At 43.9% G+C, this 14,603-nt stretch carries 11 protein-coding genes and 1 pseudogene; 8 read left to right on the top strand and 4 right to left on the bottom strand.

From position 1 onward, the window contains the following. The first annotated feature begins 393 nt into the window (after window positions 1-393). The 5 genes from JMV76_RS03925 (at window position 394) to JMV76_RS03905 (ending at window position 5,540) form a co-directional block, all read left to right on the top strand. A complete protein-coding gene (locus JMV76_RS03925) occupies window positions 394-1,446 on the top strand; it encodes a DUF2157 domain-containing protein (protein ID WP_201501718.1) in 1,053 nt (350 codons plus the stop codon). Next, window positions 1,439-2,647, top strand: coding sequence for a DUF4401 domain-containing protein (locus JMV76_RS03920; protein WP_201501717.1), 1,209 nt, complete (start codon window positions 1,439-1,441; stop codon window positions 2,645-2,647). The genes JMV76_RS03925 and JMV76_RS03920 overlap by 8 nt, the downstream gene beginning before the upstream one ends. Continuing rightward, window positions 2,644-3,324 carry a GDYXXLXY domain-containing protein gene (locus JMV76_RS03915; RefSeq protein ID WP_201501716.1) on the top strand — a complete coding sequence of 227 codons (681 nt, stop codon included), beginning with the start codon at window positions 2,644-2,646 and terminating at the stop codon, window positions 3,322-3,324. The genes JMV76_RS03920 and JMV76_RS03915 overlap by 4 nt, the downstream gene beginning before the upstream one ends. 141 nt (window positions 3,325-3,465) lie before the next feature. After that, window positions 3,466-4,443: a zinc-binding dehydrogenase gene (locus tag JMV76_RS03910; RefSeq protein WP_201501715.1), complete on the top strand. Its 978-nt coding sequence runs from the start codon at window positions 3,466-3,468 to the stop codon at window positions 4,441-4,443. Between the two features lie 92 nt (window positions 4,444-4,535). Next, the gene (locus tag JMV76_RS03905) at window positions 4,536-5,540 is read left to right on the top strand and encodes an oxidoreductase (protein ID WP_201502064.1); all 1,005 of its coding nucleotides are present in this window, start codon (window positions 4,536-4,538) and stop codon (window positions 5,538-5,540) included. Between the two features lie 87 nt (window positions 5,541-5,627). Here the strand turns inward: JMV76_RS03905 and JMV76_RS03900 are convergent. Further along, window positions 5,628-5,711: pseudogene (locus JMV76_RS03900) on the bottom strand (IS3 family transposase); the annotation flags it as partial. 67 nt (window positions 5,712-5,778) lie between these two features. On the opposite strand from JMV76_RS03900, the gene JMV76_RS03895 reads away from it, so the two are divergent. Then, window positions 5,779-6,943 (top strand): IS3 family transposase gene (locus JMV76_RS03895; RefSeq protein ID WP_201501714.1). Its coding sequence is split into 2 segments (ribosomal slippage): window positions 5,779-6,041 and window positions 6,040-6,943, totalling 1,167 coding nucleotides; the frame shifts between segments, so codons are not numbered across the junction. Window positions 6,944-6,986: 43 nt separating this feature from the next. On the opposite strand, the gene JMV76_RS03890 is transcribed toward JMV76_RS03895, so the two are convergent. The 3 genes from JMV76_RS03890 to guaA form a co-directional block, all read right to left on the bottom strand. Then, window positions 6,987-7,469: a hypothetical protein gene (locus JMV76_RS03890; RefSeq protein WP_201501713.1), complete on the bottom strand. Its 483-nt coding sequence runs from the start codon at window positions 7,467-7,469 to the stop codon at window positions 6,987-6,989. 349 nt (window positions 7,470-7,818) lie between these two features. After that, window positions 7,819-8,505 (bottom strand): zinc ribbon domain-containing protein, encoded by a 687-nt coding sequence (locus tag JMV76_RS03885; protein WP_201501712.1) that lies wholly within the window; start codon window positions 8,503-8,505, stop codon window positions 7,819-7,821. A gap of 370 nt (window positions 8,506-8,875) precedes the next feature. After that, a complete protein-coding gene (gene guaA, locus JMV76_RS03880; protein ID WP_201501711.1) occupies window positions 8,876-10,471 on the bottom strand; it encodes a glutamine-hydrolyzing GMP synthase in 1,596 nt (531 codons plus the stop codon). Window positions 10,472-11,070: 599 nt separating this feature from the next. Here guaA and JMV76_RS03875 point away from each other — a divergent pair. Together JMV76_RS03875 and JMV76_RS03870 are read left to right on the top strand one after the other, a co-directional pair. Next, window positions 11,071-12,828 carry an FAD-binding oxidoreductase gene (locus JMV76_RS03875; protein ID WP_201501710.1) on the top strand — a complete coding sequence of 586 codons (1,758 nt, stop codon included), beginning with the start codon at window positions 11,071-11,073 and terminating at the stop codon, window positions 12,826-12,828. Window positions 12,829-12,908: 80 nt separating this feature from the next. Beyond that, the gene (locus JMV76_RS03870) at window positions 12,909-14,585 is read left to right on the top strand and encodes a glycerol-3-phosphate dehydrogenase/oxidase (RefSeq protein WP_201501709.1); all 1,677 of its coding nucleotides are present in this window, start codon (window positions 12,909-12,911) and stop codon (window positions 14,583-14,585) included. The last annotated feature ends 18 nt before the right edge of the window (window positions 14,586-14,603 follow it).

Here is a 14,603-nt window from a genome sequence, read left to right as displayed (position 1 = left end):
TTTTTAAGCCGACGCTGATGAATAATAGTGTGGTACTTTCGACACTCAAAACCAGACTTATTCGCTACTTAAAATCGTGCAATTTTTTGATTTTTGCAATTACTTATTTTTGTAATAGCTGAGTAAGCTCATGATAAAAATCACTAAATTTAGAATAGATACCTACCAATATCACTATTAATTCCTTTTTATAAAACTAATAACGCTGATCTCTTGATGAAATTTTGATTTTGTAGTCGCGTGGCCGAGCGCTTATATTTGCGCCTATCTCATCCAAGAGCATTTGCTCAGTCGTATTGAGTTTTATTGAGTAAAAAACTATAAACTTTAGTACACCCACCTCTCACAAAAAAGCTAAGATAAGCAACATCATCTTTTTATTTAGAGGACGCTATGAGCCAACCACGGCGTACTATCGAGCATTTACTCAAGCAAGGCATACTGCCATTGACGCATGCCAACGATGCAGCGATTCATTTGCAAGTCTATCCTAGCAAACGCTCATGGCTGGTCTTTTTTGATAAAGCCATGCTGATTATCGGGGCGATAGCGCTGGTATTATCGCTGGTGTTTTTTATTGCCTATAACTGGATAAATATGGGCAAAATGGGCAAGTTCGCTTTGGTCGAAGGGGCCTTGGTTATCACGATTGCCCTTTACGTTGTGCTCTGTTTTAGACAGAAATTTCAGCTGGTTCGGCAGATGCTATTGTTAATTGCTAGCGTGATTACGGGTAGCTTATTGGCGCTATTTGGGCAGGTTTATCAAACGGGTGCGGATACGTGGCAGCTGTTTTTTGGCTGGGCCGTACTGATTATTCCTTGGGTAATCATCGCCCGCTTCCTTGCGCTATGGTTATTATGGCTTGGGCTAATCAATACTGGTCTCGTCTTATATTTCGGCGTTATGGATTTTGCCTTTGCTAGCTATTTTTATGAAGGTGTCTTACAAATAGGCGTGCTTGCCGCTGTTAATTTTGTGGCGCTAAACTTGTGGCTCGCGTTTATCGACCGTCAACCACCATCAGTCACACGCAGCCGATTTAATTCTGAGCTGGATTGGAGCGCTTATGTCGTCGGTTTACTCAGCAGCTATTTTATTACCTACCTTGCCATTCTTTATGTCTTTGATGACGCCAATATTTTAATGACGCTGATCACTTTATTGCTATGGATGAGCTGGTGCGGATTTATGGTTTGGCGATTTTATTGGTATCGCATCAATCTATTAATGCTGACCTATTTATGTGGCTCTGTCATTGTCGTGGTGATGTTTTGGGCGGGTAAGTTGTTTTTAGACAATTTTGATATGGGTGGTTTTCTCATCTTAGCCCTATTATTGATTGGCATGAGTTCAGCAGCGGTTGTTTGGCTGCGTCATGCGGCACGTTTAAACAGCGAAAACAACCTCCCCACTGCTGTCGTCAAAGGAGGTAATTATGAGTAATGATATGAATAATCAACACTCGGACAATGTTCTTTTACAGCTGCAACAGCTTGGATTGATTGACGGCAATGCGGTTGATGCCCGTACTGGTGAGACAAGTGCTAAGGCAACGATAGCGAATAATCACTCTCAAAACGATACTCCTTGGTTTATACAAATACTTTTTGGTCTTAGCGGTATTGTAGCGAGTCTGTTTCTAATCGCCTTTCTGTCTTTATTATTGTTCGGCATCGATGGATTTGATAGCGTGATTGCCTTGTTAATTACAGGTCTAGTACTCAGCGCGGCGGGTTTTGTGCTATTTAGAAATAAACAAAGCCGTGATAATGCCTTTATCAGTAGCCTAGCCTTGGCTATTAGCTCGGCTGGGCAAGCCTACATTGCCTTTGCGTTATTTGATAATAATTTGTCACATCCTATAGATGTTTGGCTATTTTTACTTGTACAAATCGTTATGACGGTCATTATGCCCAACCGTATCTATCGCCTATTGGGTAGCATAATGACGCTAGGTTTGACGGTTTATTTGCTTAACTATTATCATCTACCTGAGCTCAACTTGGGATTATTGGCGCTGATTACGATTGGCAGCAACCTATCATGCAATTCTCTATTGCAGCGTATACCTAATAAATGGCGAGCGGATGTTTTTGATATTACTAAAGCCATTGGTTACGCCAGTGCGCTGATGCTGTTGTGCGTTTCTGTGTACTTTATCGCCGCTGAACATAGTCATAGCCTTGCTACTTATTATGGCGACACTTTTCGCTACAATTACTATTTGGCGCAAGGATTGCTTACACTTGCCAGCCTTTATGCCACTTATCTGATTCTAAAACGTTACGACGTTAAATTACTATCGGCAGCGGGACTCTTCATTGGTGGTGCGATTGTATTGCTTGGGATAATATCGATTTACGTATCAGGACTGCTCGCGACCAGCCTTATCATCGTCATTGCGATCGCCAATAGCCAACGAGTGCTATTAGGTTTGGGCGTCACCGCCTTGGTCAGCTATGTATTTTGGTATTACTATCAGCTCGATACTTCATTGCTAATCAAATCTCTCTCAATGCTAATCGTCGGACTGACCATGCTGATGGGGCGTTGGCTATTGATTAAACGCTATTTCGCTAACCCCTTTATCAACGATACTGATTTGACAATGAGCGCCAACGATCATCAGGAGCGCCACTCATGAAAAATAAAATTTTGACCAAGCGCTTGATTGATGACACGTCACCATCCACGCATTGGCTAAAAAAACGAGCCGTTACCATCACTGTTGCCTTACTTGGATTGGCGCTGATATTGGTCGTAATGACCATGAATATCATCAAATACGAAAACCATCTTAGTAATGGCAAAACGGTATTATTAGCGCTGGCACCTGTCGATCCACGCGGTTTTATGCAAGGCGATTATATGGCGTTAAGCTATGCGCTAGAGCGCGATATTTTTGATGCCATGCGACCAAACCACCCTCATTCAACACAAGACGAATTAGGCTCAGAACTAGATGTAGAATTAGACGAGCTTGATACAGATTTTCGTATTTATGAGCCAAGCGATGGTTATGTCATTGTGAAAATCGATGACAATAATGTGGGATATTTTGTCCGCTTAGCTGATAGTAATAGTCGTGAAGAGTTAACTAAAAGTGAGCTGCCCATTTATTACCGCATTCGTAACGGCAGTGTGCAATTGGCGACCAATGCGTTCTTCTTTCAAGAAGGTCATGCTGAGGCGTTTGAAGCGGCTGAATATGGACTATTCCGCGTCAATGACAAAGGTGAGCCATTACTCACAGAGATGGTAGACGGTGATTTTACAGTCATTGTCGGCGACTTAAGTGAAGAGAATAAAGCCTCTCAGTAAACGTTAATCGTGCGACTACTTATGCATTACTATACGCGATACGTGCAACGCATAACATTCTTTAACTAAAGTAACATTGAGGGTACTGAGACAAACTTGTTACTGTTGCTCACAACCTAAAAATAAATAAAGGAAATGATTATGCGTAGCGCAACTTATAGTACCTTCGGTAAACCATCTGACGTCCTCAGTTTAGGTGACACGCCTATTCCTGAACCAAAAGCCAATGAAGTCCGAGTCAAAATGGTACTCGCCTCTATCCACAACCATGATTTATTAACCATTCGCGGTCAATACGGCTTTAAACCTGAGCTGCCAGCGATTGGTGGTAGCGAAGCGGTCGGCATTATCGATGCCGTCGGTCAAGATGTCAAAGACTTAAAAGTGGGTCAGCGCGTGGCGGCAGCTAGCGTACAAGCGACATGGGCAGAGTATTTTGTCGCCTCAAAAGACATGGTATTCGTCATGCCTGATAGCTTAGAGGACGAAATGGCGGCGCAGCTCATTGCGATGCCACTCAGCGCGCTGATGCTGATTGAGTTTTTAGCACTAACAAGCGGTCAGTGGGTGATTCATAATGCTGCCAATGGCGCGGTCGGCAAATCGCTCGCCATGCTAGCCGCCGCGCGTGGTATTAACACCATTAATGTCGTGAGAAGTGACGATGCTATCAAGGAATTAGAAGCACTGGGTATCAAGCATAATATCAACACCTCAGATGACGACTGGAAAGACCAAGTAAAAGCCATCCTTGGTGATGAGAAAATCAGTGCCGCAGTTGATTCTATCGGTGGTGAATCGAGTAATGATCTGCTGGCGTTACTGGGTCACGGTGGCACATTGGCATCGTTTGGCATCATGTCAGGCAAACCAATGGTGCTAGATCCAACCCATATTATTTTTAAACAAGCAACGATCAAAGGCTTTTGGGGCAGCAAAATCAGTCAAGAAATGAGCGTTGAAAACAAACAGCGCTTGATTGATGAGCTGATCGAACGCGCTAACAATGGCAATTTAAAACTGCCCGTTGAAGCGACGTTTGATTTGGCAGATATCGTCAAGGCGGTCGATGGCAAATTGCAGGCAAGTAAGAATGGTAAGGTGTTGTTAAAAGCATAAATAAATGACTGTCTTACATACATCGATGTAGTTGCAAATGATGTCCGTGCAAATGAATACACGCACCAAACAACCTCACTAGGAATAATATGATGTCTAATAATAAAACCTTTAAAGCCTTAGTCGTCGAAGAACATACCGACGGCACCTTTAGCAAAAGTATTCAAGAACGCAACGTCAGTGACTTGCCAGAAAATGACTTGTTGATAGAAGTGCATTATTCCTCGTTAAATTTCAAAGATGCGATGTCGGCATCAGGCAATAAAAGAATCACCAGACAATATCCGCATACCCCCGGTATTGATGCAGCAGGCGTCGTCGTCAGCGACAAATCAGGCACGTTTGCCGCAGGGCAAGAAGTATTGGTATTTGGCTATGATTTGGGCATGGATACGGATGGCGGTCTGGGTCAGATGATCTCTATCCCTGCTGATTGGGCATTGCCCTGCCCAAAAACGCTGACGTTAAAACAAGCAATGACTTACGGTACGGGCGGCTTAACCGCAGCACTCAGTATCCAAAAACTAGAAAAAATGGGTGCAAAACCCAGTGATGGTCCAGTCGCGGTAACTGGTGCAACAGGCGGCGTCGGTACGATCAGCATCGCTATTTTGAGTCAGCTGGGTTATGAGGTGATTGCTTTCTCAGGTAAGCCAGAGCAAAGCGAGCATTTAAAAGCATTGGGCGCGAGCGAAGTGCGTCATCGCGATACCATCAATGAAATCGGGAACAAGCCTATCGGTCGTGAGCTGTGGGCAAATGCCATTGATACTATTGGCGGCGACTACTTACCCAACCTGCTCAAGCAAACCAAATCTGGCGGTGCGGTGACCAGTTGTGGTTTAGCAGGCGGCGCTGAGTTTTCGATGTCGGTGATACCTTTTATCACCCGCGCGGTGTCATTATTGGGCATCGATTCGGTGTATATTCCACTGGCAGACAAAGAAGCTATTTGGCAGCGTGTCGCCACCGATATGAAACTGCCTAATCTTGAGAGCTATGGCGAAGAGATTACGCTAGAGCAAACGCCAGAATACTTAGATCGCTTTATGTCTAGTAAGGTAGTTGGGCGTTATGTGGTGAATGTGAAAGGTTAGGTTTTTTAGCTTAGTAGTTAAGCATTATAAAAAAGGCAGCATCTCTTTTGAGGTGTGAACTGAACCCCAAATGTTGGACGGTTTAGTTTATAACAAGGACTGAGTTCTGTATTGCACAGGACTCAGTCCTTTTAATTTAAGTTGAATACGCTCATGATTATAATAATGCATATTGAGCTATGCTGAAGAAACCGTACAATTAAACTTGGTAAACTAACGACTCAAAGAGGAGTTTACCATGGTCAAGAAAGTAAGAACCTACAGCGATGAATTTAAAGCCGAAGCTATTAAGAATATAGCAGACAATAAGGGTAATGTTTCAGCGACTGCAAAGCAGCTTGGCATAGCCATGCAAACGCTATCTAACTGGCAAAACAAAGCCACTCAAGGCAAGCTTGCAGGGACTGAGCAATATGACCCACAGCTAATGGCCGTGCTAGAAGAGAATAAGCGCCTCAAGCGACAGCTGAAAGTTGCCGAAGAGGAGCGCGAAATTCTAAAAAGGCGACGGCGTACTTCGCCAAACACAGCTAGTAAAGTACGCCTTTGTTAAAGACAACCAGCAACTCTTTCGCATCAGTAGCATGTGCCGTGTACTACATATTAGACCCTCAAGTTACTACGACTGGCTGGGTCGTGACATCAGCGCTCAGCAGATACATCGTAACCAGTCTGAGCTACTAATCAAAGCGGCACACAGTGAAACAAAGGAGCGCTACGGCTTTGAGCGTCTGCATGCGCATCTAAATGAGCAAGGATATGATATCAGCCCATACATGGTCAGAAGCATCAAGGAAGAACACGGTATCAAATGCCGTCGTCATAAGCGTTTTAAAGTTACTACCGACTCAAACCACAACAAGCTGGTCTATGACAACGTGCTCGATCAGCAGTTTGACGTCAACCGCCCTAACGAAGCATGGGTCAGTGATATCACCTATATCTGGACAACCGAGGGCTGGCTGTACTTAGCAGGCGTTAAAGACTTGTATACCAAAGAGCTGGTTGGCTATGCCATCAACAAACGTATGACCGCTGACTTAGTTTGCAAAGCATTGAACATGGCAATTAAGAATAAGAGACCAAGCAAGGGACTAATTGTTCACTCTGACAGAGGCAGTCAGTATTGTAGCCATGCGTATCATAAGATTATTAAACAGCATCAGTTTATAGGCTCAATGAGTGGCAAAGGTAATTGTTATGACAACGCACCCATAGAGAGCTTCTGGGGTGTATTAAAGAATGAGCTGGTATATCATCAGGACTATAAGACCAGATTTGCCGCTATTACCGATATCATTAGATATATCGAGTTGTACTACAACCAAACGAGAATTCAAAAGGGTTTAGGCTATAAATCGCCAAGACAGGTGTGGTTTGACTATTATCGTCAAGCGGCGTAACTAAAATCTCCCAAGTTTAACTGTACGGATTTGACGGCAGGGGTCAACCATCATGCAGCTCCGTGAGAGATATTACCGTAAGGGCATAGGGCGGTATCATATAACCAACTTCAATATCATTATTCGGCGCTTTTAGGTAACCAAATTCATTATCCAAAAAGCCGCCCATCGTTAGCACGATATAACCGTCCTCTCGTGCCATACTAACGATACCTGAGCGATCTAGCTTCTTACGTAGTAAAGCGACTTTTTCTACCTCTAACTCATCTGCCCTTATCTTTCCAGCATAAGCTGCCGCTATCTCTCGTTCAGTTGTATAGCTGTCATCATTGGAGATAAGCTGATCATTTAGTATCTTATGGTGACGCCGCATATTACTTATTTGGTAGACGTTGGCATCTTGGCTGAGGGTATCTATAGCCTGCAAATTGCTTTTATTCAGCAAAAAATGCGCTTGATTACCCATACCGATTGCTGAAAGATAAAATGCAATCACAGTAACTATGGGAAATATCGCTAATGGCATATAAGAAAATGGCTTTTTATATCCTTTCCTGAATATATTTAACACCGAAAATAATAACCCAGCAATGAGAAAAAATAGCAGAGTCAGCAAACTCAAAATCGGTCCAAAACTGCCAAAGTAGGGAGAATTCAGTAAGCTTACTGAGAGAATAAATAGGACAAAATATGTGATGTATTTTTTATTTTTTGGCGTCATAACAGTCTCATACTGGATTTGAATATTGATAATATCTTAGCGTGAGTCTGCTATAAGTAAGATGAAATAAGGGTGGGAAGGTTATGAATAAATTCCACAATTAAAAGTCATACAAAGAACACCATTAGCTTAATTAGGCCGACTTTTAAGTGACTTATACTAACCAAAACCGATCAGGCGCAAACAAATAGGACATACCCATAGATAGCAATACTGATAATATGCTACCCACAATGGCGCCAACCCATGACGTACCACCCTTTGCCGCTAACTCCTGTTCGACCGTCGCTGGGTCAGCTGTATTACTCATGACTTTTTTTATATTTTTGACGCTGTGACTAAAGTAAAAATAATTACCTAAAAGTCCTGTCAGTACTGCCCATGCGACAAAAAAGCTGGTTTGACCTATAGAGCTATACGCCTCCATACCGAGCAGATGCATTAAGACTAAATCAACTGCATTAATGCCAAGTACAATACACAAGGCTACTAGATACATTTTACGATAGCACAACCAAGACGTTCCCAGGAGAAGTCCAGCCAAATTAAAACTGTGTATACTAGAGCCATCATTATTAACCTCTAAGCGTGGCTCGCTGTCCTTAAACCATTTATCACGATAAAAATCATCATACTTTTTACCAACGAAAGCTGCCAATAAAGTATCGGTATGTTCAGCGCTGGAAGCTGGATGGTTTTGCGGGATTTGCGCATCTTTAGAAATATTAACTGGCGTTAATGGTGGCGGTGTTTGTGCTTGAACGTCAGAGAACTGATGCCCACATTTTGAACAAAATCCTGCCTCGCTTGAATTTTCTTGATTACAGTTATTACAAAACATCTTATCCCTTAATTTTACTAAATACTGAACTGTTGATAGGCTTATCTCGACTTTAATAAACAATAGCCAATTAAAGTTGACTACATTATAGATAATAAAGACAAATGTTCAATGAAAAATTAGAGGATTCTTAGTTGCCTGTTTGTTTTAACCAAAAAAAGCACCCAACCAAGTTGAGTGCTTTTTTATCGCTATATTGAACTAATCTAATTATCGATTAGTCGTATATCAATTCAAAAAATTTGAGTTGAAAAGCTATTTAGATAAGTTTACGTAGTCTAAAATGGTAACAAGGCAACCGAGCGCAGATAGTACGTGTTTGTACATCTAGCTAGGTTAACACCGTTACCGTTTAGAATACTTAAACGGTCTATTCCCACTCAATCGTCGCTGGTGGCTTGCTAGATACATCATAAGTCACGCGTGAAACTTCAGCGATTTCATTCATAATGCGATTCGATACCGTCTCGATCAAATCATACGGCAGATGCGCAAAGCGCGCAGTCATAAAGTCTACGGTTTCAACAGCACGTAGCGCGATTACCCACGCATAGCGGCGACCATCACCGACCACGCCGACTGATTTAATTGGTTGGAATACCGCAAATGCTTGCGCGGTCTTCTCATACCAGCCTGAACGCTCTAATTCTTCCATAAAGATAGCATCAGCAGAACGCAAGATATCAGCGAATTCTTTGGTAACTTCACCAAGGATACGCACGCCCAAACCCGGTCCTGGGAACGGATGACGGTTAATCATTTTTGCTGGTAAACCAAGGGTAATACCCAATTTACGCACTTCATCTTTAAACAAATCACGTAACGGCTCAACCAACTCAAACGCCAAATCATCTGGCAAACCGCCTACATTATGGTGACTCTTAATGACGTGCGCTTTACCTTGATGCGACTTGGCTGATTCAATGACGTCTGGATAAATCGTGCCTTGCGCTAAGAATTCGATGACTCTATCATCGCTCTGCTCGCTCACTTCACGGGCACTATTAGCAAATACATCGATAAAGGTTTTACCGATGATTTTACGCTTGGCTTCAGGGTCAGACTCGCCAGCCAATGCCGTTAAGAATAATTCTTCAGCATCGACACGGATGACTTTTACGCCCATATTTTCTGCGAAGATTTGCATAACTTGGTCGCCTTCATGCAGACGCAAGAGACCAGTATCAACAAATACGCACGTCAGCTGATCGCCGATGGCTTTATGCAATAATGCCGCGACGACTGAACTGTCCACACCACCTGAAAGACCGAGCAATACTTGCTTATCACCGATTTGCTTTTTCAGCTGTTCGATACGCATATCGATGATGTTGTCAGGCGTCCAGCTACCCGCGCAGCCACAGATTTCATGGACGAAACGTCCTAGCAATGCAGAACCTTGCGCGGTATGCGTGACTTCAGGATGGAACTGCAAACCATAATAATGGCGCGAATCATCAGCCATAATCGTAATCGGACAGCTTGGCGTACTAGCGACGATATCGAAACCTTGTGGCGCGTCGACCACTTTATCGCCATGACTCATCCACACATTTAGCTTCGCTGCTGCGTCTTCGATACCATCAGTCAGCGTTGATTTGCCATCGATATTGATGGTTGCTGCGCCAAATTCATGGATATCACTGGCATGAACTTTACCACCGAAGCGCTCTGCCATCGCTTGCATACCATAGCAGATACCCAATACGGGTACGCCTAGATCAAATACAGCATCATTGATGCGTGGGCTGTCATCAGCGTGCACGCTCTCAGGACCGCCAGATAAGATAACGCCTTTTGCGCCAAAATCGATAATGCGCTGAGTGTCGATATCATAAGGAAACATCTCACAGAATACGCCTGAATCACGGACACGGCGGGCGATAAGCTGGCTGTACTGTGAGCCAAAATCGAGAATTAAGATGCGATCTTCTTTAATAGTAGGAACGTTGGCAGCAGTTGTCATAACGTAGTGTCCATCAATAAATAAATTGGTGCGCTATTTTAACAAGTTTGAGCAGTCTATTGGTTATAAAAATACGCTAATCTACCAACTGGTATATAAATCTATAGCTCATCAGTATAAACCTCTACTTTATTTCATTAATGAATGCATTTCTTCTATATTTTTCTACATCTAGGTAGCGATGAGAAGGCACTGTAGAGTAATCAACAGAATAAAAATGCGATTAATTGACCTAATACTTCTATAGGCAACGCATAAATTCTGGTTCAAGCATTATTACAAAGCAGCCATTATGCTTTTTTATATAGCATTCTACAGAGAAGCTGGCATCAATGTCGCCTATGACTACCGCATATTATTCGGCAACACATGGACTTCATCTGAAATCTTCGCAAGCTTAGTCTCACCGCATTGGTATTTTTATATATTAGGGTTTATTGGCGTTATTTGGCACTATTTAGCGCATAGACTGATGGTTTTGGTGGAGAATAAAGAATTAGCAAGTCGGAACAGCACACCAATCGTTGTTGACTAATGTACAGAAAACAGTTACTTATTATAGTCACAGATAATCATAATAAATTGACAGGTATGTCCCTATGAGCAAAATCAAAGCCCTTATCCGAAAACGCCCTAAATCTGACCCGTCTAAAGCTATTTTAGTAAATTCTGATAATCAAAATACCAATAACACCAGTATTGATGCTGCCTCAAAGGGTCATACGGTAAATACCCCAATCGAGCAAACGCGCTGGAATGGCTGGGGCAATATCAATATTAATAAAAAAGTCTCAGCGCACGGGGCGAAACTGATCAAATCGCACATTGGTAAAACCAAAAAACTATCATCAGTGAGCTTACAGCAAGTACTTAAAACCGTCCCCAAATCCCGCTTGCCTGTTGCTATGACTGAGCTTGATACTGTATCTGTCGACAACGAAGTGAGACTTAGACATGCTCGTGGGCAAAGTTTTCCAGACTGGATAGCCATGCATGGTGGCGACTTTGAAGTCTTTCCTGATGGGGTCGCTTTTCCTGAATCGACCGCTGATGTCGAAACTTTATTGAAAATGGCAAGCGAGCACGACCTTATCGTCATTCCTTTTGGTGGCGGCACTTCAGTAGCGGGTCATATCAATCCACAAAAGGGTTCACGCCCCGTAGTGACCATCGCCATGAGCAAGATGGATCAGCTGATTGACTTAGACAGTGAGAGCCAAATTGCTACCTTTGGCGCAGGGACACAAGGGCCAGCAGTCGAAGCACAATTAGACGCACACGGCTACCGCTTGGGACATTACCCCCAGTCTTGGGAGCTATCGACGCTCGGCGGCTGGATTGCCGCGCGCTCTAGTGGTCAGCAGTCATTAGGCTACGGGCGTATCGAGCAGATGTTTGCTGGTGGTACGTTGGTGACGCCACAAGGCGTGCTCAATATTGCGGATATTCCAGCGTCAGCAGCAGGGCCTGATCTGCGCGAGATGATGATGGGCACGGAAGGTCGCGCTGGTATCTTTACCGAAGTTAAAATGCGGGTGCAGTCGCAACCAGAAGAAGAGCTATTTAAAGTCGCCTTTTTACCAAACTGGGAAGCGGGTAAAGAAGTGCTTAGACAAGCCGTGCAAAAAAATGTTCGCCTATCGATGTTGCGTCTAAGTAATGCGGTCGAGACCGATGCACACTTGCATTTGGGTACGACGCCCAGCCAGTTTATGGCCATTAGTACTTATCTAAAAGCGCGCGGACTCAGCTCAGAAAAAGTCATGCTCACTTATGGCGTCTCAGGGGATAAAGCGCAGAATAAACTAGCGCTGACGCAGTTTAATAAGCTATTAAAACAGCAAGGCAGTGTCACGGGCAAAATAACCGATATCATGGGCAGTGTCTGGGCGCATGGACGCTTTAAATTCCCTTATTTGCGCGGCACACTGTGGGAAAAAGGCATCATGGTTGATACCTTTGAGACCGCGACCAACTGGAATTATATCGACGAACAAATGGCGCAAATGCAACAAGCCGTTCAGACTTCCTTGGCAGATGAAGGCGAAGAAGTGATGGCCTTTACTCATATCTCACACGTTTACAAGCAAGGTGCCAGTCTTTATACCACCTACTTCTTTAGAGCAGCCAAAGATCACGCCAGCACCTTAAACCGCTGGCAGAAAATCAAACATGCTGCCAGTTTAAGTCTGACTAATGGTACAGCGACGATATCACATCAGCATGGTGTCGGTCGTGACCATGCACCCTATCTTGCTGCCGAAAAAGGTAAGCTCGGTATTCAAGTAACCCATGATATGCTGAAAAGCTTGGACCCTGAGCAGCGTATGAATCCGGGTGTTTTAATTAAAGAGTAAAAGGCAGCGGTCGCCTGACTGGGTGGCTTAAACATATTGAGTCACTGATTAACCTGAGTGTCATTTGAGATGAGTCGTTTATGAACCAAGCCAATCAACATGATCAATACAAGCAACGCCAGCAAGCATTAGCACCTTTATCTCGTCGCTCGTCTCAAGTAGTACCATGGGATATGCTTATCATCGGTGGCGGCATTACTGGTGCTGGGATTGCTCGCGAGGCAGCAAGGCGCGGCTTAGCGGTGTTACTCATTGAGCAAAAAGACTTTGCTTGGGGCACGTCCAGCCGCTCAAGTAAAATGGTACATGGCGGGCTACGCTATATTGCTTCGGGTGATTATAAGACGACCTTGCTTAGCGTCCGTGAGCGCGAGCGCATGCTAAGCGAAGCAAAAGGTCTGGTCAACGAGATGCATTACGTCATGCCGCATTATAAAGGCAAGTTTCCACCGCCATGGATATTCAATACCTTGCTACGCGTCTACGATGGCTTGGCTGGCAAGCGCTACTCTAAATACGTTAAAAAAGACGCTTTTTTACAGCTTAATCCGCACATCAAACAAGATAAGTTTTTAGGAGCCAGTCAGTTTAGTGATGCAGTGACCGATGACTCACGCCTTGTTATGCGGGTACTTGATGAGGCGATTAATGACGGCGCGCAGGCGATTAACTACCTTAAAGCTGAGTCGTTAATTACTAATGAGCAAGGCTTGGTCGTTGGCGCTACTCTATTAGATACTTCTGCTGAAGATAGCAATCATACTTACGATATTCATGCCAAAGTGGTGGTCAGCGCGACGGGTGCTTGGGCGGATACTCTAAGAATGCAGGCAAGCAAACAAACAGAACAAACCTTTCATAAACAAATTCGCCCGTCGCGTGGTAGCCATCTGGTGGTCAGCCAAGAGCGCCTACCAATCAAACAAGCCTATACTTTTTTGCACCCTATCGACAAAAGAGCCGTTTTTGTCTTTCCATGGGAAAACCGTACCGTCCTTGGTACCACCGATTTGGATCATCCGCCATTAGACGATAACGAAGTCGGTATCACTAATGAAGAGGTGGATTACCTATTGGCAGCGACCAATAATCTCTTTGGTAATGTAGACATTAGCCGTAAGGATGTCATCAGCTCATGGGCAGGCGTGCGTCCACTGATTTCTGATGGCGGTGATGGTAAGCGCGTCAGCCCGAGTAAAGAAAAACGCGACCATAGCGTTTGGTTGGATAATAATTTAGTGACCGTCAGTGGCGGAAAATTAACCACCTTTCGCCTAATCGCCCTTGATGTACTGAAAGTTTGTCAAAAGGTGCTCGAACTTGATGAGTCAGCTACTCAAGATAATGTCTCATATAGCAGCCAAGTCTTTAGTAATCAACCGCCAACCAATCCCAAATTTTCAACCCTAACACCACTATTGCAACAACGCTTGCAAGGGTTTTACGGTCTACAGCTTGATACCTTATTAGAATTAGCGCATGACGATGATTTGGCTTATGTGACCGATAGCAACACCATTTGGGCGGAAATCCGTTTTGCGGCGCATTATGAGCAAGTCATTCACTTGGACGATTTGTTACTGCGACGCACGCGCCTAGGGTTGATACTGCCACATGGCGCAATGACGCCATTGATTAGCGATAGGCTCAAACAAATATGCCAGCAGGAACTGGGTTGGGATGAGCAAAAATGGCAGCAAGAAGTTGAACGTTATCAAGCCTTATGGCAACGCTATTATCATTTGCCCGCTGCTTAATTTATATGACTACATAGT

The sequence above is a fragment of the Psychrobacter cibarius genome (assembly GCF_904845955.1).
Classification (GTDB): domain Bacteria; phylum Pseudomonadota; class Gammaproteobacteria; order Pseudomonadales; family Moraxellaceae; genus Psychrobacter; species Psychrobacter cibarius_B.
The sequence above is the reverse complement of the archived record's forward strand: the minus strand, read 5'-3'. Positions and strand labels throughout refer to the sequence as shown.